Genomic DNA, 1148 nt, shown 5'->3' with positions numbered 1-1148 from the left:
CGGCGCGGCGGGTGTGGCTGTTCCGCTGGCAACCGGCCGGCCGGCAACTGACCGCCGAGGCTCCGCTGTCGGGCGCCGGCCCTCTCGGTCCGGTGCTCACCAGCCGATACAAGGCGGCGGGCGTCTGGCGCGCCACCAAGGCCAACCTGGTCCTCTTCGAACGCCGCTGACCAGCGGCCCGGCAGACCGAGCGGCCCGGCAGACCGAGCGGCCCGGAAGGGCGAGCGGGCCGGGCGGCCGGGCGGTCAGCGGCGGGTCGGTGTCGCGGGGCAGGACAGCACGCACGGGTACTGCATCCACGCCCGCAGGTCGCCGCGCGGGTCGAAGAGGTAGGCGCCGTCGCCGTGGGCCTGCTGGTCGAAGGTCGGGTTGTCGAAGACGGGGGCGGTCTGGCCCCAGTACTTGTGCGTCGCTGTGGGCGTACCGGATCCGACGTGGACGTAGACCGCGCCCCGCGCGGGCAGGACCGTGCCCGCCGGGAAGGTGTAGCGGCGCAGGGCCGAGTCGCGCACCCACCAGCCCGCGACCGGGACCGGCGCGGCCGACCCGTTCTCCACCCGGACCCATTCGCCGTTGAGGTTGCGGTCGTCGGCGCCGTCGGCGTCGTAGTTGACCACCACGCTGAGCGGGCTGGTCTGGGCCGGTCCGCTCCCGCACGCGTCGGTGTCGAAGAGGTTGACGCCGTCGCGGGCCGCCTGGGCCTGGGCCAGCCGGTAGCGCGAGTTCCAGGCCCACTCGGCGCCGAACGGCTGCCACAGCGCCAGTCCGCGGCGCATCAGGTCCAGGCCGACGTCGTGCCAGCTGCCGTTGATCCGTACGGCGACGCTGCGCAGCGGGCGGGACCGGCTGCTGCTGGACGCCTGCTGGGCGGTCAGGCGGACCACTCCCCCGCCGGCCTTCACCAGCTGCTCCAGGCGGGCGGTGGCGGCGAGGCTGTGGCACTCACCGCGGCGGCGCTGCACCACGGAGGAGTAGACGGTCTGTTCCATCGCCTGCGCGTTGATGAGGCGGATCGAGCGCGGTGCGGTGGTGCCGTCGCCGGCCACGTCCACCGACAGGGTGTCGCCGTCGTTGACGCGTACGACTTTGCCGGTCCAGACCAGGCACGTGGGGCTCGGCGCGCTCGGCAGGCACGGCGTCGTCGCGGC

1 protein-coding gene is annotated in these 1148 nt (G+C 74.7%); it reads right to left on the bottom strand.

From position 1 onward, the window contains the following. Positions 1-245: 245 nt before the first annotated feature. On the bottom strand, positions 246-1148 hold a 903-nt coding region (locus AB0C29_RS49650; RefSeq protein WP_360835526.1), incomplete at its 5' end, for a lamin tail domain-containing protein.

Source organism: Actinoplanes sp. NPDC048791 (genome assembly GCF_040650095.1).
In the GTDB taxonomy this organism is placed as follows: domain Bacteria; phylum Actinomycetota; class Actinomycetes; order Mycobacteriales; family Micromonosporaceae; genus Actinoplanes.
Note: the sequence above shows the minus strand (reverse complement) of the source record. Positions and strands in the feature narration are given on the sequence as shown.